Source organism: Streptomyces sp. NPDC053076, assembly GCF_044546845.1.
Taxonomy (GTDB): Bacteria; Actinomycetota; Actinomycetes; order Streptomycetales; family Streptomycetaceae; genus Streptomyces.
The window spans coordinates 44,852-70,231 of sequence record NZ_JBITZL010000006.1 but is presented as its reverse complement, the minus strand read 5'-3'; the positions used below and the strand labels follow the sequence as shown (position 1 = coordinate 70,231).

24 protein-coding genes and 1 pseudogene are annotated in these 25,380 nt (G+C 71.3%); 7 read left to right on the top strand and 18 right to left on the bottom strand.

Features of this window, described 5'->3' with window-relative positions:
* Position 1: 1 nt before the first annotated feature.
* The 8 genes from ACIGYR_RS24220 to ACIGYR_RS24185 form a co-directional block, all read right to left on the bottom strand.
* Complete coding sequence (locus ACIGYR_RS24220) at positions 2-310, bottom strand: DUF4229 domain-containing protein (RefSeq protein ID WP_391848099.1); 309 nt, start codon at positions 308-310, stop codon at positions 2-4.
* Positions 311-385: 75 nt separating this feature from the next.
* Positions 386-910, bottom strand: coding sequence for a GNAT family N-acetyltransferase (locus ACIGYR_RS24215; RefSeq protein ID WP_399596656.1), 525 nt, complete (start codon positions 908-910; stop codon positions 386-388).
* Between the two features lie 16 nt (positions 911-926).
* Entirely contained in the window at positions 927-1,592 is a 666-nt protein-coding gene (locus ACIGYR_RS24210) for a UdgX family uracil-DNA binding protein (RefSeq protein WP_399596653.1), read from the bottom strand.
* Between the two features lie 283 nt (positions 1,593-1,875).
* A complete protein-coding gene (gene mqnE, locus ACIGYR_RS24205) occupies positions 1,876-3,039 on the bottom strand; it encodes an aminofutalosine synthase MqnE (protein ID WP_391848096.1) in 1,164 nt (387 codons plus the stop codon).
* Between the two features lie 39 nt (positions 3,040-3,078).
* Positions 3,079-3,534, bottom strand: a complete 456-nt coding sequence (locus ACIGYR_RS24200) for an Lrp/AsnC family transcriptional regulator (protein ID WP_184964519.1) — start codon at positions 3,532-3,534, stop codon at positions 3,079-3,081.
* A gap of 48 nt (positions 3,535-3,582) precedes the next feature.
* Positions 3,583-4,233 (bottom strand): UbiX family flavin prenyltransferase, encoded by a 651-nt coding sequence (locus ACIGYR_RS24195; protein ID WP_399598564.1) that lies wholly within the window; start codon positions 4,231-4,233, stop codon positions 3,583-3,585.
* Positions 4,234-4,312: 79 nt separating this feature from the next.
* A complete protein-coding gene (mqnP, locus tag ACIGYR_RS24190) occupies positions 4,313-5,215 on the bottom strand; it encodes a menaquinone biosynthesis prenyltransferase MqnP (protein ID WP_391848095.1) in 903 nt (300 codons plus the stop codon).
* A complete protein-coding gene (locus ACIGYR_RS24185; protein WP_399596649.1) occupies positions 5,212-6,669 on the bottom strand; it encodes a menaquinone biosynthesis decarboxylase in 1,458 nt (485 codons plus the stop codon). The genes mqnP and ACIGYR_RS24185 overlap by 4 nt, the downstream gene beginning before the upstream one ends.
* Before the next feature lie 323 nt (positions 6,670-6,992).
* Here ACIGYR_RS24185 and ACIGYR_RS24180 point away from each other — a divergent pair.
* From ACIGYR_RS24180 to ACIGYR_RS24170, 3 genes and pseudogenes are all read left to right on the top strand, one after another.
* Positions 6,993-7,592, top strand: a pseudogene (locus tag ACIGYR_RS24180) (acyltransferase papA2); the annotation flags it as partial.
* 206 nt (positions 7,593-7,798) lie between these two features.
* A complete protein-coding gene (locus ACIGYR_RS24175) occupies positions 7,799-9,901 on the top strand; it encodes a hypothetical protein (protein WP_399596646.1) in 2,103 nt (700 codons plus the stop codon).
* Positions 9,901-11,448 carry an ABC transporter substrate-binding protein gene (locus ACIGYR_RS24170; RefSeq protein WP_399596644.1) on the top strand — a complete coding sequence of 516 codons (1,548 nt, stop codon included), beginning with the start codon at positions 9,901-9,903 and terminating at the stop codon, positions 11,446-11,448. The genes ACIGYR_RS24175 and ACIGYR_RS24170 overlap by 1 nt, the downstream gene beginning before the upstream one ends.
* A 44-nt stretch (positions 11,449-11,492) precedes the next feature.
* Here ACIGYR_RS24170 and ACIGYR_RS24165 read toward each other — a convergent pair whose 3' ends face one another.
* The 8 genes from ACIGYR_RS24165 to hemL form a co-directional block, all read right to left on the bottom strand.
* Complete coding sequence (locus tag ACIGYR_RS24165; protein WP_399596642.1) at positions 11,493-11,945, bottom strand: SRPBCC domain-containing protein; 453 nt, start codon at positions 11,943-11,945, stop codon at positions 11,493-11,495.
* A 180-nt stretch (positions 11,946-12,125) separates the two neighbouring features.
* Complete coding sequence (gene ccsB / locus ACIGYR_RS24160) at positions 12,126-13,208, bottom strand: c-type cytochrome biogenesis protein CcsB (RefSeq protein WP_399596638.1); 1,083 nt, start codon at positions 13,206-13,208, stop codon at positions 12,126-12,128.
* Positions 13,205-14,935, bottom strand: coding sequence for a cytochrome c biogenesis protein ResB (locus ACIGYR_RS24155; RefSeq protein WP_399596636.1), 1,731 nt, complete (start codon positions 14,933-14,935; stop codon positions 13,205-13,207). Before ACIGYR_RS24155 ends, ccsB begins: the two co-directional genes overlap by 4 nt.
* Positions 14,936-14,938: 3 nt before the next feature.
* A complete protein-coding gene (locus ACIGYR_RS24150) occupies positions 14,939-15,712 on the bottom strand; it encodes a cytochrome c biogenesis CcdA family protein (RefSeq protein ID WP_391848087.1) in 774 nt (257 codons plus the stop codon).
* A gap of 1 nt (position 15,713) precedes the next feature.
* Positions 15,714-16,304 (bottom strand): TlpA family protein disulfide reductase, encoded by a 591-nt coding sequence (locus tag ACIGYR_RS24145; protein WP_391848086.1) that lies wholly within the window; start codon positions 16,302-16,304, stop codon positions 15,714-15,716.
* A gap of 109 nt (positions 16,305-16,413) precedes the next feature.
* Positions 16,414-17,706, bottom strand: coding sequence for a hypothetical protein (locus ACIGYR_RS24140; RefSeq protein ID WP_391848085.1), 1,293 nt, complete (start codon positions 17,704-17,706; stop codon positions 16,414-16,416).
* A 144-nt stretch (positions 17,707-17,850) separates the two neighbouring features.
* Positions 17,851-18,546, bottom strand: coding sequence for a histidine phosphatase family protein (locus tag ACIGYR_RS24135; protein ID WP_399596631.1), 696 nt, complete (start codon positions 18,544-18,546; stop codon positions 17,851-17,853).
* On the bottom strand, positions 18,543-19,862 hold the full coding sequence (hemL, locus tag ACIGYR_RS24130; protein ID WP_399596628.1) for a glutamate-1-semialdehyde 2,1-aminomutase: 1,320 nt from the start codon (positions 19,860-19,862) through the stop codon (positions 18,543-18,545). The genes ACIGYR_RS24135 and hemL overlap by 4 nt, the downstream gene beginning before the upstream one ends.
* Positions 19,863-20,377: 515 nt before the next feature.
* On the opposite strand from hemL, the gene ACIGYR_RS24125 reads away from it, so the two are divergent.
* Positions 20,378-20,815, top strand: a complete 438-nt coding sequence (locus tag ACIGYR_RS24125) for a hypothetical protein (protein ID WP_003974483.1) — start codon at positions 20,378-20,380, stop codon at positions 20,813-20,815.
* Positions 20,816-20,962: 147 nt separating this feature from the next.
* Here ACIGYR_RS24125 and ACIGYR_RS24120 read toward each other — a convergent pair whose 3' ends face one another.
* On the bottom strand, positions 20,963-21,844 hold the full coding sequence (locus ACIGYR_RS24120; RefSeq protein WP_399596625.1) for a helix-turn-helix transcriptional regulator: 882 nt from the start codon (positions 21,842-21,844) through the stop codon (positions 20,963-20,965).
* 203 nt (positions 21,845-22,047) lie between these two features.
* On the opposite strand from ACIGYR_RS24120, the gene ACIGYR_RS24115 reads away from it, so the two are divergent.
* Positions 22,048-23,460 (top strand): MFS transporter, encoded by a 1,413-nt coding sequence (locus ACIGYR_RS24115; RefSeq protein WP_399596622.1) that lies wholly within the window; start codon positions 22,048-22,050, stop codon positions 23,458-23,460.
* Between the two features lie 8 nt (positions 23,461-23,468).
* On the opposite strand, the gene ACIGYR_RS24110 is transcribed toward ACIGYR_RS24115, so the two are convergent.
* Complete coding sequence (locus ACIGYR_RS24110) at positions 23,469-24,215, bottom strand: MBL fold metallo-hydrolase (RefSeq protein ID WP_399596620.1); 747 nt, start codon at positions 24,213-24,215, stop codon at positions 23,469-23,471.
* Between the two features lie 88 nt (positions 24,216-24,303).
* Between ACIGYR_RS24110 and ACIGYR_RS24105 the strand changes: the two genes are divergently transcribed.
* Positions 24,304-24,972, top strand: coding sequence for a CGNR zinc finger domain-containing protein (locus ACIGYR_RS24105; protein ID WP_399596618.1), 669 nt, complete (start codon positions 24,304-24,306; stop codon positions 24,970-24,972).
* 128 nt (positions 24,973-25,100) lie between these two features.
* Positions 25,101-25,379: a hypothetical protein gene (locus ACIGYR_RS24100; RefSeq protein WP_399596615.1), complete on the top strand. Its 279-nt coding sequence runs from the start codon at positions 25,101-25,103 to the stop codon at positions 25,377-25,379.
* Position 25,380: the final 1 nt, after the last annotated feature.

Below are 25,380 nucleotides of genomic sequence, written 5' to 3'. Positions count from 1 at the left end.
ACTAGTTGGGCGCGGCAGCCCCGCCCTGTGCCCGCGACGCGTCGTCGGCCAGATCCTCCTGGCTGCGGTTGGCGTCCAGGTTGGCCTTCATCCGGTCGACCTTGCTCACGATCTGCACCGAGGCCCGGTCCCGCTCCTTGCGCAGCACCACCCAGCTGATCGGCGCCGAGAGGACCAGGGAGAGCAGCAGGACCCAGAGGAGGTTGGAGTCGCCGAAGCCGCGCGGGAAGAGGCCCGCGTAGACGGCCCCCCAGACGATCACGAGGCAGCCCGCGAAGACTCCGAAGCGCATCAGCGTGTAGCGGAGCATCTCAATCCACTCGTCCGATTCCAAAAGGGGTCATCGTCCAGTGAAGCACGCCACCGGGGGGATCTTGCACGGGGGTCAGCCGAGCGGCAGCAGCATGAGGACCTCGTCGCGGTCGTCGTCCGGCGCGACCCGGATGGCGTCCGGCACGCGGCCGACCTCCTTGTAGCCGCAGGAAGCATAGAACCGCTCCAGGCCGTGCCCGCCCCGGCAGCTCAGCCGGATCGACTCGACGCCGTCCAGCCCGCGGGCCGCGTCCGCGACGGCCTCCAGCAGGTCACGGCCGTAGCCGCGGCCCTGGTGCCGGGGGTGGACCATCACCGTGTACAGCCAGACCCAGTGGGCCATCAGCCGGTGACTGTTGCGGGTGAGGAAGGCGGTCGCGGCCACCCGGCCGGCCTCGTCGAGGCCCACGAGCAGCCGGGTGCGGCCCTCGGCCATCTGCACGAAGTGCCGCACCAGCTCCGGCCGTATCTGCTCGCGGCTCACCGGGGGCACGAAGCCGACGGAGCCGCCCGCGTTCGAGACGTCCGTCCACAGGTCGAGGAGGTCGTCGCGGAGGGTGGCGGTGATGGCGGGATCCAAGGTGAAGGTAAGAGGCACCGGGCCAGTGTATCCATTACACCGTTGTTGCTCGCGTGAGGGCTCGTACCGCCACCTTCAGGTCGGCCACCAGGCCCTGGTACGCCTGCTCGCGGTCCTCCGCGCGCAGCACGGACGACGGGTGCACGGTCGGTACCAGCCGCTCCGGGCGGCCGTGGATCTCCTCCTCCAGGACGGTTCCGCGCACCTGGCCGACCCGGAACGACGACCCCAGCAGTGCCTTGCCGGCCGTGGCGCCGAGGATCACGATCAGCTCCGGCTCCACCAGGGCCAGCTCGGCCGCCAGCCAGGGGCCGCAGGCGGTCATCTCGCGCAGGCTCGGCGCCTTGTGGATCCGGCGCTTGCGGGGTTCGGCCTGCGTGAACTTGAAGTGCTTCACCGCGTTGGTGACGTACGCCTCCGCCGGGTCCAGGCCGGCTTCCCGCAGGGCTCGGTCGAGCAGCTTGCCGGCCGGGCCGACGAAAGGTTCGCCCTGCCGGTCCTCCTGGTCGCCGGGCTGCTCACCGACGAGCATCACGCGCGCGTGGGTGTCTCCGGTGCCGAAGACGGTCTGGGTGGCGTTCCGGTGCAGGGGGCAGCCGCGGCAGCCGGCCGCTGCGCGGCGCAGGGCGGCGAGATCGGCGCCGTCGGGAACGAAGGGTTCCGCTGTGTACCGGTCCTCAGGTGCCTTCGTGGTGGGCATACCGGGCGGGTACCCCTTGTCGGGGGCCGCCAACGAAGGGGGCGCTCGGCCCGTCGCCCGACCGCGGCCCCGTCGTGGCTCGTCGCGCAGTTCCCCGCGCCCCTCGGTAGACCCAGTCCCCGCCCGCCGGGCAGTCCCGCGGCCCCGGGCAGGACCGCTCGCCAGCCGCCGGAACCCTCCCGCGGCCCAGGCAGGACCGCTCACCAGCCGCCGGACAGTCCCGCGGCCCTGGGCAGACCAGTCCCCGCCCGCCGGGCAGACCCGCGGCCCCTCGCGGGGGAAGTCAGACCCGCATCGGCTGGGGGGACTCGCGGCGCTTGGGGTCGGCGCCCTCGTACTCGCGGATGATCTCGTAGCGCGTGTTGCGTTCCACCGGGCGGAAGCCCGCGTCGCGGATCAGTTCCAGCAGGTCCTCGCGGGTCAGCTTGTTCGGCGTGCCGTAGTTGTCCGCGTCGTGAGTGATCTTGTACTCGACGACCGAGCCGTCCATGTCGTCCGCGCCGTGCTGAAGAGCCAGCTGGGCCGTCTGCACGCCGTGCATCACCCAGAAGACCTTGACGTGCGGGACGTTGTCGAAGAGGAGCCGGGAGACGGCGAAGGTCTTCAGGGCCTCCGCGCCCGTCGCCATCTGGGTACGGGCCTGGAGGGTGTTGCGTACCTTGCCGTCCTTCAGGTCCACGAAGTCGTGCTGGTAGCGCAGCGGGATGAACACCTGGAAGCCGTTCGTCTCGTCCTGCAGCTCGCGCAGGCGCAGGACGTGGTCGACGCGGTGGCGGGGCTCCTCGATGTGGCCGTACAGCATGGTGCACGGGGTCTTCAGACCCTTCTCGTGCGCCAGGCGGTGGATCCGCGACCAGTCCTCCCAGTGGGTGCGGTGGTCCACGATGTGCTGCCGGACCTCCCAGTCGAAGATCTCCGCACCGCCGCCGGTCAGCGACTCAAGGCCCGCGTCGATCAGCTCGTCGAGGATCTCGGAGGCGGACAGCCCGCTGATCGTCTCGAAGTGGTGGATCTCCGTCGCCGTGAACGCCTTCAGGGACACGTCCGGCAGGGCCTTCTTCAGCTCCCTGAGCGACCGCGGGTAGTAGCGCCACGGCAGGTTCGGGTGCAGGCCGTTGACGATGTGCAGCTCGGTGAGGTTGTCCGACTCCATCGCCTTGGCGAGCTTGACGGCCTCCTCGATGCGCATCGTGTACGCGTCCTTCTCGCCCGGCTTGCGCTGGAACGAGCAGTAGGCGCAGGACGCGGTGCACACGTTCGTCATGTTGAGGTGACGGTTGACGTTGAAGTGGACGACGTCACCGTTCTTGCGGGTGCGCACCTCGTGGGCGAGTCCGCCGAGCCAGGCCAGATCGTCCGACTCGTACAGCGCGATGCCGTCCTCGCGGGTCAGCCGCTCACCGGAGCGGACCTTCTGCTCCAGCTCACGCTTGAGTCCGACGTCCATGCCAACACCTTTCCTACGACAGCCCGACCAACGGTATCCCTAGACCTCTTCGGGCAGCTCCCCGACCCGGTTCTCCCACTTCGTGGACAGCACGATCGTGGTACGGGTCCGCGAGACGCCCTTGGTCCCGCTCAGCCGCCGGATGGTCCGCTCCAGGCCGTCGACGTCCGTCGAGCGCACCTTGAGCATGTAGGAGTCGTCGCCGGCGATGAACCAGCAGTCCTCGATCTCCGGCAGGTCCCGCAACCGCTGGGCGACGTCCTCGTGGTCGGCCGCGTCGGACAGCGAGATGCCGATCAGCGCGGTGACCCCCAGACCGAGCGAGGCCGAGTCCACGGTCGCGCGGTAACCGGTGATGACACCGGCCGCCTCCAGCCGGTTGATGCGGTCGGTGACGCTGGGGCCGGACAGGCCGACAAGGCGTCCCAGCTCCGCGTACGAGGCCCGGCCGTTCTCCCTCAGGGCCTGGATGAGCTGCCTGTCCACCGCGTCCATGCGATCGAAGCCTTCCGGTGAAAGTTCCTGAAGTGATGAGAGGTACTGCTACTTGCCCGCCGCGCCGCCGCCCAGTTCGCCCCGCCACCGCCGGTACAGGCCGTGCCCGACGCCCGCCGCGTCCAGCACCCGTCCGGCGACGAAGTCCACCAGGTCCTGGATGTGGGTGGCTCCCGCGTAGAACGCCGGTGAGGCCGGCACGACCGAGGCGCCGGCGTCGTCCAGCGCGACGAGGTGCCGCAGGGTCTGGCCGTTCAAGGGGGTCTCCCGTACGGCCACGACCAGCGTCCGGCGCTCCTTCAGCGTGACGCTCGCCGTGCGCTGGAGCAGGTCCTTGGACAGCCCGAGCGCCACACCGGCCACGCAGGCGGTGGAGGCGGGCACGATGAGCATCCCCTTCGCCGGGTACGACCCCGAGGACGGCCCGGCCGCGAGATCACCCGCGTTCCAGTACCGCACCCCGCTGACGTCCGCGTCGAAGGTCCCGGGTTTTCCGTCGGCGCCACGGGCCAGCCATTCCCGCAGGTCGTCCCGCCAGTGGGCGTCCCGGAACGAGATGCCCGTCTCGTCCAGCAGCGTCAGCCGCGAGGCCCGGCTGACCACCAGGTCGACCGCCTCGCCCGCCGCCAGCAGCGCCCGCAGCACGGCAGCCGCGTATGGCGTCCCGGAAGCTCCGGACACCCCCACGATCCAAGGCACGCGCTGCGTTTCTCCTGCGTTCACACCTTGAGCGTACCGGCGGGTTCGGCTCCGCTCAGGCCGGGTGGCGTCCAGCCGCTCAGACGGTCAGACCGCGCACGAGGAGATCAAGCAGCGCGCACACGAACAGGGCAATGCCGATGAAGCCGTTGACCGAGAAGAACGCCCTGTTGAGACGGGACAGGTCGTGGGGGCGGACGATGCGGTGTTCGTAGAGGAAGGCACCCGCGACGATCAGCAGGCCCAGCCAGAAGAAGACGCCGGCGTGGGTGGCCAGGGCGTACCAGACGAACAGCGCCGTGGTGACCGTGTGGCAGGCCCGCGCGCCCCAGATCGCGGCCGGGATCCCGAAGCGGGCCGGGACCGACATGACGCCGATCTCCCGGTCGGTCTCGACGTCCTGGCAGGCGTAGATCAGGTCGAAGCCGCCGATCCAGACGCCGACGGCCAGGCCGAGGATGACCGCCGTCCAGGACCACTCGCCGCTGATCGCCAGCCAGCCGCCGATCGGGCCCATGGCCTGGGCGAAGCCCAGGATGGCCTGCGGGAAGTTGGTGAACCGTTTCCCGTAGGGGTAGACCACCATCGGGATCACCGCGACCGGGGCCAGGGCCAGGCAGAGCGGGTTCAGCAGGGCCGCGGCGCCCAGGAAGACCACCAGGGCGACCAGGGCGCCCGTCCAGGCGTGCTTCACCGACATCGCGCCGGTCACCAGCTCGCGGTGGGCCGTGCGCGGGTTACGGGCGTCGATCTCGCGGTCGATGATCCGGTTGACCGCCATGGCGAACGTGCGCAGGCCGACCATGCAGACGGTGACCAGCAGCAGGCGGCCCCAGTGGATGTTCTCGTCCCACCGGTACATCGCGGTGAGGGCGGCGATGTAGGCGAAGGGAAGTGCGAAGACCGAGTGCTCGATCATCACCAGACGCAGAAACGCCTTGGTGCGTCCGGGCTGCGGAAGTGCCGCGGAGGCGCTGCTCACAGGCCGTACTCCTTCCAGCGGCGGTCCACCAGGGCCGCCGTATCCGGGTCCGACAGGACCATCTCGGGCCACCCTCCGTCGCGGGTGTAGCCCTCCTCCGGCCATTTCTTCGTGGCGTCGATGCCCGCCTTGCCACCCCAGAACTGCTGGTAGGAGGCGTGGTCGAGGTGGTCGACGGGGCCTTCCACGACCGAGAGGTCGCGGGCGTAGTCGGTGTTGCCGAGGGCCCGCCAGGCGACCTCGTGCAGGTCGTGGACGTCACAGTCGGCGTCCACGACGACGATCAGTTTGGTGAGGGACATCATGTGCGCCCCCCAGATCGCGTGCATCACCTTCTGCGCGTGCTTCGGGTACTTCTTGTCGATCGAGACGATCGCGCAGTTGTGGAAGCCGCCGGCCTCGGGCAGGTGGTAGTCCACGATGTCCGGGACGATGATCTTCAGCAGCGGGAGGAAGAAGCGTTCCGTGGCGCGGCCGAGCGGGCCGTCCTCCGTCGGCGGCCGGCCGACCACGATCGACTGGAGCAGCGGACGCCTGCGCATGGTCACGCAGTCGATCCGCAGGGCCGGGAAGGGCTCCTGCGGGGTGTAGAAGCCGGTGTGGTCGCCGAAGGGGCCTTCGGGCAGCATCTCGCCCGGCTCCAGCCAGCCCTCCAGGACGACCTCCGCGTTCGCTGGGACCTGGAGCGGGACCGTCTTGCAGTCGACCATCTCGATCCGCTTGCCCGCGAGGAACCCGGCGAACAGGTACTCGTCGATGTCACCGGGGAGCGGGGCCGTGGAGGCGTACGTCACGGCGGGCGGGCAGCCGAAGGCGATGGCGACCGGGAGGCGCTCGCCCCTCCGGGCCGCGACCTGGTAGTGGTTGCGGCTGTCCTTGTGGATCTGCCAGTGCATGCCGATCGTGCGCTCGTCGTGGCGCTGAAGGCGGTACAGGCCCAGGTTCCGGATGCCGGTCTCGGGGTCCTTGGTGTGGGTCAGGCCGAGGTTGAAGAAGGAGCCGCCGTCCTGGGGCCAGGTGAAGAGCGCCGGCAGCCGGTCGAGGTCGACCTCGTCACCGTGCAGGACGACCTCCTGCACGGGCGCGCTGTCGGACTTCACCTTCTTCGGGGGGACGTGGGCCATCGCGCCCAGCTTCCCGAAAGCCTCCCGCACCCCGACGAAGCCGTGCGGCAGCTCGGGCCGCAGCAGTCCGCCGATCTTCTCGGAGATCTCGCCGTACGACTTCAGGCCCAGCGCCTTCAGCAGGCGGCGGTCGGTCCCGAAGACGTTCATCGCGAGGGGCATCGCCGAGCCCTTCACGTTCTCGAAGAGCAGCGCCGGCCCGCCGGACTTCTGCACCCGGTCGACGATCTCCCCGACCTCCAGATACGGGTCGACCTCGGCCTTGATGCGCTTGAGGTCTCCCTCGCGCTCCAGCGCCCGGAGCAGGGAGCGAAGATCGTCGTAAGCCATGCGTCCCAGTATCGGCCACCCGGCAACCCGGGCCGGTCACCGGGGCCGTCTCAGCGCACAGGGGCGGTCGGGACAGCCGCCGTGCCCGCGCCGGGGAACAGGGTGGCGTGTCCGCCCTCGACTCGCACGTGTACCTGCGCGAGAGGCTCGACCCGATCACCGTCGGCTGACACGCCGTCTTGTCACCGACGGTTAATCACTTCCCCGTTCGGCCCGCCACCCGTTCCGTTGAAATGAAGCGGACGGGCATGTCCCGGCCGCGTCCCACGGCATTGCCTTGCCGGGGGCCCGCATCCAGGGGCCCCTTCTGTGAGGGGAGACGCGTGCGAATCACTGACATCCAGCGCTGCGAGGTCCGGCCGGGGCGGCTCGTCGAGTGGACGCTGAGCCCGGCGACCGTCGCGGCCGCGGCGGCGCTCCCGGACGACTCCCGGCCCCCCGCCTACATCCAGGAGTCGCACATCAGGACGGCCCGGACCGTCCGGCAGGACGGGATGTTCGTGCCGACCTGGCTCGGCACCGCCTTCGACCTGCCCGGCCCGGTCGACCTGGACGCGCTGGAGCGGGCCCTGCGCGCCTGGACCGTACGGCACGAGACGCTGCGCAGCGGCTTCCGCTGGGCCGGGGACGAGCTGCGCCGGTTCACGCTCGACGCGTCCGACGTCTCCCTGTCCCGGCGGGAGGCGGGTGACTTCCCCGACGCGGACGGCCTCGTCCGGCACCTGCAGGACCGCTTCGACACGGGCGCGGACGCGCTGCGCTGGCCGAACCTGCTCTACACGGCCGTCGTCCGGGACGACGGCGCGAGCGTGTACCTGGCCTTCGACCACAGCAACGTCGACGCCTACTCCCTGCACCGGATCCCCGCCGAGGTCCACGAGCTGTACACCGCGTGCCCGGCCGGGACCGAACCCGATGCCCGCACCCCGGAGGGGCTGTGGCTGGCGAGCCGCTACCCGGACACGGACATCGCGGCGAAGAACATGCGGCTGTACGTCGAGCGGCTGCGGGACCGGATCGCCTCGGTGGCCCACGGCAGCCTCCCGGCGGTTTCGTGACCCAACGGTCACCACGAACCCTGGCCCGAAGCAACTCTCGCTTTCTACACTGCCGTTGAGGGGGAGATGCGGTGCACAGACGGTTGCACGGGCGGGGAGCACTGTTCGACGTCGATCCGGCCGGGCTCACGCCGCGGCTCGTGGGCCTGCGCCCGCACCAGCACCGCGCACATCCGTACGAGCACCCGGACGAACCGCCGTTCGTGGTGCTCACCGGGGCGCGCGGACTCGGCAAGAGCGCGGTCCTCGCCGAGCTGCGGGACGCCTACAAGGGGCATACGCCGGTCGCGCTGGTCGACTGCGCGGAGGACCAGTTCCGGGCGCCGCCCGCGGACCGGCCCGCCGCCTCCTGGTCGCCGCTCGGACAGGCGCTGCTGATGATCGCCGAGCAGCTCGCCGCGCCGGTGACGGGGGCCGGCCGGATCACCTTCCCACGGCTGATGTCGGGGCTGGTCGCGGTGGCCGCCGGCGGCTGGGGCGACGCCGACTCGGAGCGGATCCGGCGGGAGGTCGAGCGGATTCTGCTGCTGAACGAGAGCGGCTCGTGGATCAGCGGGCTGGCCGGGCGCTGGGCCGGGAAGGTGGCGGCCAAGGTGGTCGCCGCGGCCACCGGCACCGGGCCGCTGGTGTCGGGCGCCATCGAGGCGACCCTGGAGTCCGTCGCCGAGGGGTTCACCAGCCGCCGTCACCAGAAGGCGTCGGTGTGGTACCGGACCTATCCGAACGCGGGCGGCAACGCCCAGCGCGGGCTGATCCTGCTGTCCCAGCACTTCCGCGACGGCGGCAGCTCCCGCGAGCACGCCGAGCGGTATCTGGTGCGGGCGCTGCTGGCCGACCTGACGGAAGCCTACGCGGGGGTGCTGCCGCGGATGCAGCGGCTGGGCCGGCCGCTGGTGCTGCTGGACAACGCGCAGTCGGCCCCCGGCCCGGGGCTGGTGGCGGCCGTACTGCGGGACCGTACCGAGGGCATCACGGACCGGGTGGCGTTCGTCGCGGCCCGGCGCGGCGAGGGCCGCGAGGAGCTGCCGGGCGCGGTGCGGCGGGGGCTGGCGGAGGTGGCCCGGCGCTGCGACTGGACGCCGGACGCGGCCCCCTCCTCGCGGGCGCTGCTGCTCGCGCTGCCGCCGCTGAGCCAGGACGACACCCTGCACATCATCGGCGCGGTCTGCGAGAACGCCGCCGTGCCCGCCCAACTGCCGCATGCCACACATCGGCTGACCGGCGGGAACCCGCTGGGCATCGTGCTGCTCGCCGAGTCGGCCGCGCAGGCCCTGCCCGGGGCGTCCTCGCTGGGCGAACTCCTCACGGCGGGGTTACGCACCGCCGAGGACGAGCCCGCCGTGCCCGCCTACGAGGCGCTGCTGGACCGGCTGGTGCCGGCCGAGCACCTGGACGAGCTGACCGTGCTGGCCGCCGCCCACGACCACGGCTCGGCCTGCGCGCTGGCCGCGGCTCTGCTGCCGGACACCTTCGGCCCGGCGAGCGTGCGGGCGCTGCAGACACTGCTCGCCGAGGAGGGACTGCCCGCCGTACCGGGCCGGTTCGTCGGCGACCCGTTCGTGCGCACCCTGCTGCTGCTCCGGCTGCATCTGCGGGACGCAGACCACACGTCGTGGCGTACCGCGCACGAGACGCTGATCGCCCACTATCCCGACGCCGGGCACGCCCGGTACCGGCTGCACCACGAACTCGCGCTCGGGGAGACCGAGGCGGCGGTCGGCCACCTGCGTGACACCTTCCCCACCGCGGAGCCCCGGACCTGGCTGCACACCCTGCGCTTCATCGCGTCGGCGTCCTACTTCCACGCGCACGACGCCGAGGGCCGCGACTTCACCGGCCGCGGCGACCGGCGGGCCGCGGTCGCGCTCGGCCGCACGGACGCCGAACACGCCGTACCGGAGGGCACGGACGCCGTGCTGCACCTGCGGATACGGCGGTTGCTGCACGCGGTGTGGCTGCTGGCGGACCCGCTGGTACTGCCCGACCCGCAGGTGTGCGACCGGCTCCGTTTCGAGCTGGAGCAGCTGTCCAACCTGCGGCCGGCGGGCAACGCGCTGCTGTGGCGGGCCTCCCGGGACTGGCCGGCGGCGGCGCTGGCCGGCCGCCCGATGGACGGTCCCGGCTCCACGGCCGACGCGGACGACGGCCCGGACGACCACAGCGGGGAGGCGTGATGGCGCGCAGGGGTGTGGGCACGTGGATGCGCGAGGGTGTGTGGGAGATCCCGCTGCGCCGCTACACGGCCCTGCTGGTGGTGGTGGCCCTGGTGGCCGGGCTGGTGATCGCGACCCGGTCCCTGCTGCACGAGGACCGGTCCTGCGGGCCCGGGGTGACCCGGCCGGAGGGCAGCGACGAGTGCGTGGGCGTGGCGACCGGGCCGTACGACTTCGGGCAGCCCTGGCTGCGGGACGTCGTACAGGCGATCGGCCGGGAGAACGACCGGCTCAGGGCCGGCAGTTATGTGACGGTGGCGCTGATGCTGCCGTACACCTCCACGTCGCCGACCAGTCTGAACGACATCCGCCACCAGCTCCAGGGCGCCTACCTGGCCCAGTACCAGGCCAACCACGACTCCAACGGGGAGCGCCCGCAGATCCGGCTGGTGCTCGCCAATCCGGGGGCGACCGGCGCGCACTGGCGGCGGACGGTCGGGCAGCTGACCGCGATGACGACGAGCGCGGACCGGCTCCGGGCGGTCGCGGGCATCGGACAGAGCACCTACGCCAACAAGCAGGCCGTCAGGGAACTGACCCGGCAGGGCATCCCGGTGGTCGGCTCCTCCATCACCGCCGACGACCTCGCCAACGGGCAGCGGGACAAGGACCCCTATCCCGGGCTGGCCCGGGTGGCGCCGACCAACACCGACGAGGCCCGCGCGCTGGCCTCCTTCGCCAAGGTGAGCGCGGGCAAGGCGCTGCTGGTGTACGACAAGCCCGGCGACCCGTACACGCGGACCCTCCAGCAGTCCTTTGGGGCGCTGATCAAGGGCTCGCCGTACGAGCCGCAGCCGTTCACGCCGCCCGACGACCGCACCGAGGAGGGCACGACCGCGAACACGTTCCGGCAGATCACGCACCTGGTGTGCGACACCTCCCGGGAGACGGACACGATCCTGTTCGCGGGCCGGCACACCCAGCTGCGCCAGTTCATCAACGCGCTGGGCGGCCGGGGCTGCCAGGACCGGAAGTTCACGCTGCTGACCGGCGACGAGGCGTCGTACCTGACCCATGAGAAGGACCTGGACCGCGGCGCGCTCCGGCACCACCTCTCCGTGCGCTACACCTCCCTCGCCCATCCGGACGCCTGGACGAAGGATCCGAACCGGACGGGCGGCTCGGCGGCCGACTTCACGGCGCTGCGGCAGCTGCTGGCGGACGCGGCACGGGAGCCGATGGGCCCGATCGGCTCGGTCGCCCTGGACGACGGGCAGCTGATCATCGGCTACGACGCCCTGCGGCTCGTGGTGCACGGCGTCCGCGAGGCGGTGCCGGCCGGCCGGACCGTCCCGGCGCTCGCGGACGTCGGCCTGCAGTGGCCGCAGGTCAAGGGCTCGCTGCGGGTGGACGGGGCGAGCGGCTGGATCTGCCTGGACGGGCACGGCAACCCCTACGACAAGGCGGTGCCGATCGTGGAGCTGACCCCCGAGGGCGGCTCGCGTTTCGTGCGGATCGCCTGGCCCGAGGGGAAGCCCCCGGGGAAGGAGTGCCTGCCGCCGTCCTAGGGTCTTTCGTTCGGGTCAGCCCGGCATGACCCAGCCGAGAGGCCCTAGGTGAACTGCCCGGGGAGGGGATCGGAGGGTTCCTGCCCGACGGAGCCGTGGGCGGGCCCCAGGGCTTCGATCAGACGCTGGAAGCAGGTCCGCCAGCCCTGCTCCGACGCCGCCTCGCCCTGGAACTCGTGCGTGAGGCGGAGCGCGCTGCCGCCCTCCTCGTCCCGCTCCAGGTGGAACCGGATCCGGCCGCCGCTCTCCACCGTGTACTCCGCGACCCGGTCCACGTCCCACGCCGTGACCTGCCCGTCGCCCAGGCCGCGCAGGGTGACCGCGCCGCCGAGCCGGGGTTCGAGCACATCGGCGGGGGTGAACCAGGCGGCCAGCCCCTCGGGCGTGGCCACCGCGGGCCAGATCTCCTCCATGGTCCGCGGGAGCAGCACCACGAAGTGCAGGATGTGTATGTTCCCGTGGGTCTGGCTGGTGCCCTGGGCGATGGAACCCCTCATGACACCAGCCTGCCTCCGGGGCGGGGGATGCGCACGTGGTCACCCGGGTGCCCGTCCGCACGGCGAGGGCCGGCGCCCCCCGGGATGCGCACGTGAGCGTCCGGGTGCCCGTCCGCACGGCGAAGGCCGGCTCCCCTGACCTTCGTCACGGGAACCGGCCCCTTCCGCCGCGGCGGGCGGCTACACGCCGGCGTACGAGTGCTTGCCGGAGACGAAGATGTTGACGCCGTAGTAGTTGAACAGCCAGCAGCCGAACGCGATCATCGCCAGGTAGGCGGCCTTGCGGCCCTTCCAGCCGGCCGTGGCGCGCGCGTGCAGGTAGCAGGCGTAGGCGATCCAGGTGATGAAGGACCAGGTCTCCTTCGGGTCCCAGTTCCAGTACCGGCCCCAGGCGTCGCCCGCCCAGATCGCGCCCGCGATGATCGTGAACGTCCACAGCGGGAAGACGGCCGCGTTGACCCGGTAGGCGAACTTGTCCAGGGAGGCGGAGGCGGGCAGCCTCTCCAGCACCGAGGTGGCGAATCTGCCGGGCTTGCCGCCGGTCTGGAGCTTGTTCTCGTACGAGTCCTTGAACAGGTACAGGATCGTGGCGACCGCGCCGACGTAGAACACCGCGCCGCAGAAGATCGCGGTGGAGACGTGGATGTACAGCCAGTACGAGTGCAGGGCAGGCACCAGCTGGTCGCTGGCCGTGTACAGGACGGTGACCGCGAGACCCAGGTCGAGCAGGACCGTGGTGGTGAGGAACAGCCCGAGCCAGCGCACGTTCTTCTTCAGCGCCAGCAGCGCGAGGTACACGCCGACGGCGACCGTGGAGAAGGTGATGTTGAACTCGTACATGTTGCCCCACGGCGCCCGCTCCACGGAGGCCGCGCGGGTGGCGACACCGGCCAGCTCCACCAGGAACGCGAGCACGGTGAGGGAGACGGCGATCCGGCCGTAGAGGTCGCCCTGCTCGTCGCCGCCGTGCGCGCCGGGCCCGTCCGGCACGTCCCGGGCGCCGGACGCCGAGCGCACGACGACCTTGGGCCGCTCCAGCACGGTGGTGCCTCCCGCCCGCTGGACCGTGACGGCGGGGGCACCCGTCGTCCGCGCGCCGTCGGCGGTGAGCGCGGCGGCCGTACGGGCGACCTTGCTGCGGCTGCCGAACAGCCACTCGGCGATGTAGGCGAAGAAGGCCAGGGTGTAGACGGCCATCGACGAGTAGATCAGCGTGTTGCTGAGACTCGCGAGATGTTCGTTGGTGGCGGCGGCGAGAGTCACTTCTCAGCCCCTTCGGCAGGTACGGCTTGGGGGTCGGGGGTTTCTGCGGGGCCGGCGTCGGAGCCGGCACCGGATCGGGGTTCGGGGGCGCCCGGCGCCCGGTCATAGAGGATGCCGGCGAGGTCGCCCAGCTCGTCGGGCACCTTCGCGGACTCGCTGCGGCCGAGCCCGGCCATCTCGACCACCGTCACGCCGTCGGCACCGCGTGCCGCCCGCACCCACACGCGGCGGCGCTGGATGAAAAGGGACCCGGCGAGACCGAAGATGGCGGCGACGGCACCGCCGAGCGCCCAGCCGCTGCCCGGCTCCTGGACGATCTCGAAGCCGGCCCACTCCTTGATGTCCTTGTCGAAGGTGATGGACCCGGCGCCGTTCGGCAGCGTGAGCGTGTCGCCCGGCCGGAGCTGCTTCTTCAGCAGCTGGCCCTTGCCGTCCTTGAACGCCTTCATGTGCCTCTTGTCGAGCTGGTACACGCTCTGCGCGAGGCCCGCGTTCACGCTGCCCAGATCGCCGTGGTAGGCGTTCACCGCGAGCAGCGGGTTCACCAGCGCCGGGAACTGGGAGAGCATCGTGCCGCTCTTGGGATCGAAGGTCGGCACGAAGAACGCCTGGAAGGCGAGCTGCTCCTGCTTGCCCTTGGGGTCGCGGTAGCCGTCCAGCACCTTGACCACGCCGTTGGAGGAGACGTTGCCGTCGAGCGGCAGGAGCGGGACGGCGTCGTGGTAGACGACCTTGCCCTTGCCGTCCCGGACGGTGACGACGGGCGCGTAGCCGTGGCTGACGAGGTAGACCTTGGCGTCGTCGATCTTCAGCGGCTCGTTGACCTTGACGGTGGTCGACGTCTCCTTGCCGTACGCGCCCACGCTGTACTTGATCTTCGCCTCGAAGGTGCGCGGCGTGCCCTTGTTCGGGCCGCTGGCCTCGTAGGTGCCCTCGAAGTCCTTGAGGTCGAAGCTGAACGGGACCAGGTCGTCCGGGCTGAACAGGCTGCCGGACTTGAGGTCGTCGTACATCAGCAGCGAGTTGGCGAAGCCGTCGCCCTCCACCATCAGCTTGGTGCCGTCCGACTTGTACAGCTGCCCGGAGGCGAAGGCGACCAGCAGCACGATCAGGGCGATGTGGAAGACCAGGTTGCCCAGCTCGCGCAGATAGCCCTTCTCGGCGGCGACGGCGTCACCGGCGACATGGGCGCGGAAGCGGCGCTTCTTCAGCAGGGCGAGCGCGGCCTCACGGACCTGCTCCGGATCGGCCTCGGTGCGCCACGTCGTGTACGCGGGCAGCCGGGTCAGCCGCTTGGGCGCGGCCGGCGGACGGCCGCGCAGCTGGCCGACGAACTGCCAGGTGCGGGGGATGATGCAGCCGACGAGGGAGACGAACAGCAGGATGTAGATCGCGGAGAACCACGCCGAGCTGTAGACGTGGAACAGGCCGAGCTTGTCGTAGACCGGCGCCAGTGTCCTGTGGGCGGCCCGGAAGTCCTCGACCTTGCTCGCGTCGGCGCCGGTCTGCGGGATCAGCGAGCCGGGGATCGCGCCGAGCGAGAGCAGCAGGAGCAGCAGCAGCGCGACCCGCATGGAGGTCAGCTGCCGCCAGAACCAGCGCGCCCAGCCGACGACACCGAGGCCCGGCACGCCCGCCAGTTCCTCCCGCGGCGCGGTGGACAGCTGGGAACCGGCGGCCCCCAGGTCCTCCTGGTCCTGGCTCGTGTCGGTGTCGGTCTTGCTCATCGGTCAGATCCCCACGTTGAAGCCGTCGGACCAGGTCTGCATCTGCTGGATCAGTCCGCTCCAGGCGCCCGTCAGCAGCAGCACACCGGTCAGGATCATCATCGAGCCTCCGATGCGCATCACCCACACATAGTGGCGCTTGACCCAGGCGAAGGCACCGAGCGCCCTGCGGAAACCGATCGCGGTGAGGACGAAGGGCACGCCGAGGCCGAGGCAGTAGACGAGCATCAGCAAGGAGCCGCGCGCGGCGCTCGACTCCTGGAAGGAGAGGGCGTTCACCGAGGAGAGCGTCGGGCCCATGCAGGGCGTCCAGCCGACACCGAAGAGGGCACCGAGGACGGGCGCCCCCAGCAGGCTGCCCGTGGGCCGCTTGTGGAAGCGGAACTCGCGCATGGTGAACCAGGGCATCAGCCCCATGAAGAACACACCCATGACGATCATGAGCACGCCGAGCACCTTGGACAGGGCGCCCTGGTAGTCGATCAGGTTGGCGCCGAAGTAGCCGAAGAGCGCCCCGCTGGAGACGAACACGGCGCTGAAGCCGAGCACGAACAGGGAGGCGCCGGCGACCATCCGTCCCCGTCGGGCCTCGGCCAGGTCGGTGCCCGCGACGCCCGTCACATAGGAGAGGTAGCCGGGGACCAGCGGCAGCACGCACGGCGAGAAGAACGAGACGAGCCCGGCGAGCAGCGCGATCGGCAGCGAGACCAGCAGGGCGCCGTGCATCACCGTCTGGTTCGGCCCCGGCCCGGCGGCCAGCGTCAGCAGAGCACTCACGTCACTTCTCCGCGAGGACCGGCTTGAGCATCTCCAGCAGACCCGTGTCGTCCAGCGCCTCCAGGGCCCGCGCGGCGACCTTGCCGTGCCGGTCGATGATGAGCGTGGAGGGGATGAGCTGCGGGTTGAGGGTGCCCTTCTTGAAGCGGAGCATCAGCTTGCCCGTGGGGTCGTACAGGCTCGGGTACCCGACGCCGTGGTCCTTCTCGAAGGCTAGCGCGGGGGTGGTGCTGGTGTCCCGCGTGTTGATGCCGACGAACTGGACACCCTTGTCCTTGTACTCCTTCGAGACCTTGGCGAAGTACGGCGCCTCGCTGCGGCAGGGCCCGCACCATGAGCCCCAGACGTTGATGACGACGACCCTGCCCTTGTAGTCGGCGACGTCGAGGGTCGTGCCGTCGATGGTCTTGCCGGACAGGTCCGGGGCCGGGGCGCGCTTGCCGGCCGGGACGGTGTCGATGCCGTTGTCGCCGGTGACGAAGTTGGTGTCGCCACCGCCACCGGAGATGCCGCCCTTACCGCACGCGGACAGGGCCAGGGCCGCGGCGGCGGCCGCGGCGGTGAGCAGGACGGCGCGGCTACGGGTACTCATGTGAAAAGTTTCGCATGCCTGTTCCGGGGATTTCGCCCACCCCCCTGCCGGGCGGAAAACCGCATTTCAGGGCGTATTTACACAGGGCATTTCGGACACCAGGCCCCGATCAGGCGGCATCGGAGGAGGCCGACCCGCCCTTGCGCAGGAACTCCTTCCAGCCCCCGGCGGGCTGCTGCCCGACCCCGAGCGTGCGCAGCTTGGCGAGCACCTCGGGCTTCTGCACGTCCATCCAGTCCGCGAACTGCCGGAAGGAGACCAGCCGCACGTCGGCGCCCTTCTCCTTCTCCCGCGCGATGTGCTTGATGGCCTCCTCGACGGAGTCCATGTAGATGCCGCCGTTCCACTGCTCGAAGTGGTTGCCGACGAAGAAGGGCGCCCGGTTCGACTCGTAGGCCCGCTGGAATCCCTGGATGTACGCCTGCGCGGACTGCTTGCGCCAGCCCGGGTAGTTGTACGAGGGCGCCTTGGTCGAGTTGACCGACTGGTTGGCGAGCATGTTGTAGTCCATGGACAGGACCTCGAACGAACGTCCGGGGAAAGGTATCTGCTGGAGGGGCAGGTCCCATATGCCCTTCCGCTTCTCCGGCCACACCTGACGGCCGCCCGGCGAGGAGGCGTCGTAGCGCCAGCCCAGCTCGCGGGCCTTGGGCAGCAGGTTGTCCTGGCCGAGCAGACAGGGCGTACGGCCGCCGACCAGCTCCTTGTCGTAGTCGAACGGCAGCGACGGCAGATCGGTCCAGCCGGTGTTGGTCCGCCACTCCTTCACGAACGCCTTGGCCTGCCGGATCTCGTCCCCCCACTGCTGCGGGGTCCAGTTGCCGACCGTGCCCGAGCCGGCGCAGAAGTGCCCGTTGAAGTGGGTGCCGATCTCGTGGCCCTCCAGCCAGGCCCGGCGCACGTTCTTCAGCGTGGCCTTGATGTGCTCGTCGGTGAGGTAGCCGATGTCGGAGGCGCCGCGCCGGTTGTTCGGGGGCTCGTACAGCCGCTTCTTCGACTCGGGCAGCAGGTACAGCCCCGAGAGGAAGAAGGTCATGCTCGCGCCGTGCTCCTTGGCCAGATCCAGGAAGCGCGGGAAGAGGCCGTTGCCGACCTCACCGGCGCCGTCCCAGGAGAAGACCACGAACTGCGGCGGGGTCTGTCCCGGCTCCAGCGGCTCGGGCTTGGCCGGCTGGTGCGGCTGCTTGCCGGTGAAGGAGGTGGAGCCGTCGCCGATGGGCCGCGCCGGGTGCCCGCCCGCCTTGCTCCCCTGCTCGGTCCCGCCCTTGCCGGAACCGTCCGGGTGCCCGGCGTCGTCCGAGGACGTGGAACCGCCGCAGCCGGCGAGCGAGGCGGCGGCCGCCGCGCCCGCGCCGAGGCCGAGTACTCCCCTCCGGGAGAGGTTCCGGGAGAAGGTGCGCATGGAAATCCCCGATCGTCGCTACCTGCTGGTCACCCAGTCAGAGGGTGTGACGATCGGGGAGGTTCCGTTGATTTGTGTGATTTTCGTGACGGATGCCGCGAAGGTGCGCTAAGCCACCTCAAACGGACTGTCAGTGACGGGCGGTCAGGCCCCGAACGCCTTCCCCTGCGCCGCGCCCTTGCCCTTCTGGGGCTTGGCGCCGGCACGCAGATGGACCGGGACGAGATCGATGGCGGGCTCGCTGTAGCCCACGGACACGATCCTGTCGCCCTGATATGTGAAAGTCGTCAGGGAGGCGAGGGTGCACTGCCGCTTGCGCGGGTCGTGCCACAGCCGGCGCCGCTCGATGTACGACCGCACGATCCAGACCGGCAGCTGATGGCTGACCAGCACCGCCTCGTGCCCGCGTGCCCGGTCCTTGGCCGCGTTCAACGCACCCATCATCCGCACGACCTGGTCCACGTACGGCTCGCCCCAGGACGGCCGGAACGGGTTGACGAGGTGCTTCCAGTTGTCCGGGTTGCGCAGCGCGCCGTCCCCGACGCCGAACGTCTTGCCCTGGAAGACGTTGTCGGCCTCGATCAGCCGCTCGTCGGTGTCGAGGTCCAGCCCGTGCGCCTTGGCGATCGGGGTGGCCGTCTCCTGCGCCCGCTCCAGCGGGGAGGCGCAGACGTAGGTCACGTCCCGCGGGGCGAGGTGCTCGGCGACCCGCTCGGCCATCTGCCGGCCCAGCTCGGACAGGTGGTAGCCGGGCAGCCGCCCGTACAGGATCCCGTCCGGGTTCTCGACCTCGCCGTGCCGCATCAGGTGGACGACGGTGATGTCCTTGGTGTCACTCATTCCGCAGTGGCCTCCGCAGCCGCCCGGGCCGCCGCCGGAAGGGCGTCGGCGATCTTCTGGATGGCCCGCTCGTCATGGGCCGTGGACACGAACCAGGACTCGAAGGACGACGGCGGCAGATAGACGCCGTTCGCCAGCAACGAATGGAAGAACGCGGTGAAGCGGTACGACTCCTGCCGCTTGGCGTCCTCGTAGTCGCGCACCTGCCGGTCCGTGAAGAACACGGAGAACATGTTGGAGGCGGTCTGCAGCCGGTGGGCGACGCCCTCCTTGGACAGCGCCTCGCTGACCAGCGTCCGGATCTGCTCGGAGACGGCGTCGACCTTGTCGTAGGCGGCGTCGTCGAGCAGCCGCAGCTGGGCGAGACCGGCGGCGGTGGCGACGGGGTTACCGGAGAGGGTGCCGGCCTGGTACACCGGCCCGGCCGGGGCGAGGTGGGCCATGACGTCGGCACGCCCGCCGAACGCGGCCGCCGGGAAGCCACCGCCCATGACCTTCCCGAAGGTCATGAGGTCGGGCTTGACGCCCTCCACGCCGTACCACCCGGCGCGGCTGGTGCGGAAGCCGGTCATGACCTCGTCGGAGACGAAGAGGGCACCGTTCTTGCCGCAGGCGTCCTTCAGGCCCTGGTTGAACCCGGGGTCCGGCGGCACGACGCCCATGTTGCCGGGCGACGCCTCGGTGATCACGCACGCGATCTCACCGGGGTGCCGGTGGAACGCCTCCTGCACCGCCTCCAGGTCGTTGTACGGCAGCACGATCGTGTCGCCGGCCTGGGCGCCGGTGACGCCCGGGGTGTCGGGCAGCGCGAACGTGGCGACGCCGGACCCGGCCGCGGCGAGCAGCGAGTCGACGTGCCCGTGGTAGCACCCGGCGAACTTGATCACTTTGGACCGCCGGGTGAACCCGCGGGCGAGCCGGATGGCGGACATGGTCGCCTCGGTGCCGCTGCTGACGAGCCGCACCTGCTCCACGGGCTCGACGCGGGCGACGATCTCCTCGGCGAGCGCCACCTCGCCCTCGCCGGGCGTGCCGAAGGACGTACCGCGGGCGACGGCGTCCTGGACGGCGGCGATGACCTCGGGGTGGGAGTGCCCGAGGATCATGGGGCCCCAGGAGCAGACCAGGTCGACGTACTCGCGTCCGTCGGCGTCGGTGAGGTAGGCCCCCTTGCCCGACACCATGAAACGGGGGGTGCCGCCGACGGCGCGGAAGGCGCGCACCGGGGAGTTCACTCCGCCCGGCGTGACGACGGAGGCGCGGTCGAAGAGCGCCTGTGAGGCGGGCGCGTCGTAGGGATAGGGCGTTTCGCTCATGGCACTCATGACGTGCGGCTTCTCCGGCTTCTCGGACTCCGGTTGCGGGGTGACCTCCTCAGGGTAGGCCGCGTCCCGGGCGGACCGTGGACGACCTCAAGATCAAAGCGTCGCCATTCGGCGGGCATCTGCGAGACTGACACCTGATACACAGAGCCCATACGCACGTAATCATCAGGGCCGGATGATCAGGGGCCGCCAGTTCCTCGTGGACTGTTGTTCCACCGCACGTTTCGGCGGGCGGACGTGGGGGAGGTCACTGACACGATGATCGGGTTGCGCGGCGGGGGCCACGCGTCCTAGAAAAGCAGTCGGGTGGAGATATGCATCGCGGTGGCGGACTGGGCGAGGGGACTGATGACCTGGGTCCTCGACGTGCCCGGCGGGGAAGGCACCGGCGCGACGCGGAGGAAACGACCGAAGCACGTCAGAGAGACACACATCAGGCCGACGCACGTGAGGCACAGGGGCTGCGCGCCGACCGCCTCCGGGCAGGGAGCAGGAACGGTGGTCGGGTGGGGGTGACGTACAAATACTTCGGCGCGCCGGACGGCGCGACCGCGGCCCGTGTCCCCATCTCGATGCGTCCCGAGGAACTCGGCGGCGACGAGCTGGGCATGAACGGCATGTTCACCAAGATCAAGCCGGAGACGATGGCCGCGATGGTGCTGACCGGCATCGAGGGCGTTCCCCTGCACAAGGTGCCGCCCCTGGAACTGGTCGTCCTGCATCCCGACTACGCGGTCGTCAAACTGCCCATGACCGTGGTCGACCCCCTGCGCGGCATCGGCGAGGAAGCGGTCGGCGCGGCGGCCTTCATCTGGTCGACGGTCCCGGACCGGGGCGGCCCACGGGACGCCTTCAACGTGTACCAGCTGCTGCACGAGTGGCAGGACTTCAGCCACCGGCTGCATGAGGCGGGGCATCAGCCGTACTGCCTGGTGTGGCCGTAAGCCCTTTCGCCGGTGTGATCCTGCGCTTCACTCCTCCCCGCCGCGGCGACCGGCCGCAGCTCCCGGGGGACGTAGGCGGGTCGTCGGCCACCAGGAGGCCGGGGGCGCCGGGGCCGCGCAGGGGGCGGGTCGGGTCCGCGGTGTCGCCTACGAGGCCCGTGTGGTCGAACTGATCACCCAGCTGGTCGTCGTACTGGCCAGCAGACGCAGGGCGGCGTCGGACGGGGAGCCGGGCTCGGCCGTGTAGGCGATGAGACGCCGGCCCGCGGAGCCCGGAAGGCTCAGGTTCTCGAAGCTCAACTCCAGCGGGCCCACCGTCGGATGGTGCAGCGACTTGCGCCCCGAGGTGCAGGTGCGGACCGGGTGCCGGGCCCAGAGCGCGGTGAACTCGTCGCTCTGGATGGACAGCCGGCCGATCAGCTCGGCCAGCGCCCGGTCGTCGGGGTGCCGGCCGGCGACCAGGCGCAGGGAGGCGACCGCGAGGTGCGCCTCCTCCTTCCAGTCGGGGTACCGCTCCCGGTACCGCTCGTCCAGGAACAGCATCCGGACCAGGTTCGGCCGCACGGCGGGTGCCTCCGGCCCCTCCCAGGGCAGATGCCCGGCGAGCAGGGCGTGGCCGAGCCGGTTCCAGGCCAGGACGTCGCCCCGCCGGTCCAGGATGAGCGCGGGTACGTCCGTCATGGCCGCGAGCAGCTGACGGGCCGACGGGGTCGCGTGCTCGGCGCGGGGCGCGGCCGGGCGGCGCCGGACGGTGGGGCGGGCCAGGTCCTTGAGGTGGTCGGTCTCGTCCTCGGTGAGCCGCAGGGTGCGGGCGACGGCGTCCAGCACGGAGTCGGAGACACCGGTCGCCCGGCCCTGTTCGAGGCGGGTGTAGTGGGTGATGCTGACGCCGGCGAGCAGGGCCAGTTCCTCGCGGCGCAGCCCGGCCACCCGGCGGCGCTCCGGTGCGGTCGCGAGGCCGACGTCCTCCGGCCGTACCGCGGCACGGCGGGACTTGAGGAACTCTCCCAGTTCGGACGGGGCGTCCATGTCTGCCTCCGGGGTGCAGGGCGGTCGTCGTCCATCCTGCCCGTCGGGCCGCGCGAACGGTATGCGTGAGGGTGGTCGTGCGATGACCACCCTCGCGCTGACCGGTCGCGCGGGGGTGCTGGCTGGGGCGGCGCGCCCGGACGAGTCTCGTGTCCGGCGACTTCGCCGCTCGAGCTCCGTCATCCAGAGGGGACCACCTCGTCATGTCCGTCGTAGCGACACAACCGGTCGGCGCACCCGCCGCCCTGACCCCACGGCTGCGCCTGGTGCTGGTGCTGCTGCTGGCCGCCCAGTTCATGCTGGCCGTGGACTTCTCGATCCTGAACGTGGCCCTGCCGGTGATCGGCGCGGGTCTGGGCTTCTCGCTCGACCGTCTCCAGTGGATCGGCACGGCGTTCGCCCTGTGCGCGGCCGGGTTCACCCTGCTGTTCGGGCGGGTCGCCGATCTCTTCGGCCGTCGCCGGCTGTTCCTCGGCGGTCTGGTGGTCCTCGGCGCGGCCTCGCTGGCGGGCGGACTGGCGCAGAGTCCGGAAGTGCTCATCGCGGCCCGGGTGTTCCAGGGACTGGCCACCGCCGCGGTGACCCCGGCCGGGCTCTCACTGCTGACGACGTCTTTCCCGGAGGGCCCGCTGCGGGAGAAGGCGCTCGGCCTCAACGGGGCGCTGATGTCGGCCGGTTTCACCACGGGCGCGATCCTCGGCGGCCTGCTGACGGACCTGCTGTCCTGGCGCTGGGCCTTCTTCATCAATGTTCCGGTGGCGCTCGCCGTGCTCCTGGTCGCGCCCGCGGTCATCGCCGAGTCCCGGCCCGAGGAGCGGCCGAAGCTGGACGTACCGGGGGCCGTCACGGTCACGCTCGGACTGCTGGCCGTCATCCTCGGCCTGACCCAGGCCGGCGAGCACGGCTGGGGTGCGCCGGCCACGCTGCTGCCGCTGGCGGCCGGCGCGCTGCTGCTGCTCCTGTTCGCGGTCGTCGAACGCCGGGTGTCCGCCCCGCTGGTGCCGCCGAGCGTGTTCGGCAGGCGGTCGGTGGCCTGGGGCAATGGCGCCGGTCTGATCGCATTCCTCACCGAGACGTCCCTGGTGTTCCTGCTGACCCTCTACCTCCAGGAGGTGCTCGGCTTCTCCCCGTTGGCCGCCGGGCTGTCGTTCGGTGTGCTGGGCGCGGGGACGGTCGTCGGCGGCACTCTCGCCCCGCGGCTGATCGGCCGGTTCGGTGCCACTCGGGCGCTCCTGGCCGGCGGTCTCGTCCAGGCCCTGTTCACGGCGGCCCTGCTCGGGCTCGGCACCGGCCGTTCCTCGCTCTGGCTGCTGCTGGCCGCGACCTTCGCGGGCGGTGTGGGCAACATGCTGGTCATCGTCGGCTTCATGGTGACCGCCACGTCCGGTCTCGCCGACGACGAGCAGGGCCTGGCCACGGGCCTCGCGACGATGACCCAGCAGATCGGCATCACCATGGGCACGCCGGTGATGAGTGCCGTGGCCACCGCCGCCATGTCCGGTACGGGCACCCTGGCCGTCCTCGGCGGCCTGAAAACCGCCATCGCGCTGAACGCGGCCCTGGTGCTCCTGGGCACCCTCACCAGCGCGGTGTTCCTGCGCGACAGGGCGCGGTGAGCCGCCGGTCAGTCCCGTTGCAGGCGGTCCGCCAGCCCCGCCTCCTCGAACGCCCGCACCACGTCGTCCCGGGTCTCGGTGAAGTGCGCCCAGCTGTCGCAGTGGGCCGGGACCACGCGGCGGGCCTCCAGGAGACGGGCGGCGGTCGCCGTGCCGGTGCCGTCGAGGACGAGGAGAGCGTCGTCGAGGACCGGCAGGCGGGGCGCGCCGGCGAAGAGGACGGCGGTGTCGACGGGGGCGTAGCGGGCGGCGATCTCCTTGACGAGGTCCAGGGAGGCGTTGTCGCCGCTGACGTAGACGGTGGGCAGGTCGGCGGCGGTCAGCAGAAAGCCGGTGACCTCGCCGACGATCGACTCGGAGCCCTCGGGGCCGTGCAGGGCGGGGGCGGCGGTCACGGTGAGCGTGCCGCCGTCGGGGCGGGGCAGGTCCACGGACTGCCAGGGAGTGAGGGGCTCGGTGGTGCCGCCGAGCCGGCCGGCCGCGGCGGGCGTGGTGAAGGTGCGCGGGACGTCGGCGAGCAGCGCGCGGCCGGAGTGGTCGAGGTTGTCGGCGTGCTGGTCGTGGGAGAGCAGGACGACGTCGACGGGGCCGAGTTCGGCGAGCGGGGTGCAGGGCGGCGCGGTCTTGGTGAGGACCCGGCCGCTGGGCGCCGGGTAGTCGCCGGGGTCGTCGAAGGTCGGGTCGGTGAGGAAGCGGAGGCCGCCGTACGCGATGAGGACGGTGGGACCGCCGAGGACCTGGACCGGTGTCTGCATTCCGCTCACCTCATGGAAAGATTCGGCTTCATCCGTGAGAGACGCTAGCTTCTTCTCACGGATGAAGGCAAGCCCTAACATGAGATGCATGAGAGACAGCGACGAGGCACTCATGGGGGCGCGCGTGGGGCAGCCCGTACGCGGCCACGCGAAGCCACCTGCCGGACGAGGCCCCGAGCCGCCCCTGCCACCCGTCCCCGGCGCCGCACAGCACCCCGCCCTCGACCTCGCCAACACCGCGCTCACCCTTCCGGGTGGCCAGTCGGCGGACCTCCTGGGCACCCCCTCCGCCGCCCGGCACTGGCTGGTGGCCCGCGGCCTCGCCCCGGACGCCGCCGACCTGCGCGAGAGCTGCGCCGGCAGGCTGCGCGCCCTGCGTGAGCAGGTCCGCGCGCTGCTCGCCGCCCGGATCGACGGCCACCCGGCCCCGGCCGAGGCGCTCGACGCCCTCAACGACGCGCTCAGCCTGGCCCCGGCCGCCTCGCTGCTGCACTGGTCCCCGGACCGCGGCCTGTACCGGGCCGCCGCCCACCCCACCACCCAGCTCGTCGAGCACGCCCTGGCGGCCCTCGCCGCCGACGCCGCCGATCTGCTGACCGGGCCGGACGCGGAGCGCCTCACCGCCTGCGGCTCCCCGCCCTGCAACCGCTACCTGCTCCGCCACGGCCGCCGGCACTGGTGCTCCACCCGCTGCGGAGACCGCGCCCGCGCAGCCCGCGCCTACGCCCGCCGCACCCGGCAGAACGCGTCGGAGTGACCTCGTGCGCCTCGTCCCCCCGTCAGCGCGCCGCGTACGGCGCCGGACCCCACCGACCCTACGTATCGTAGGTTCCCAACAGCCAGCCCCTACCGGGCTGTTCACAAGCCTGTTCAACCGGGGGACGCATGCAGGACATCACGGAGACGGAACCCGGCACGGAGGTCTGTGCGAGCAGTCTCGCGCCGACGCTGACCGTGCTGGTCGTCAGTATGGCCATCGCCGCTGTCGGCGTGTACGAGTTGTGCGGCTTCGGTCTGCACAGCCTGGACCGGCGCCCGCACCTGTTCAGCGACGGCCTCGCGACCGGCGGGGTGATCGTCGCCACGGTGGCCGCGGGAGCGGCGGTGGGCAACCTGGCCTGGCTGCTGACGGCGGCCCGCCGCGGCATCGGCAACGGCAGCTGAG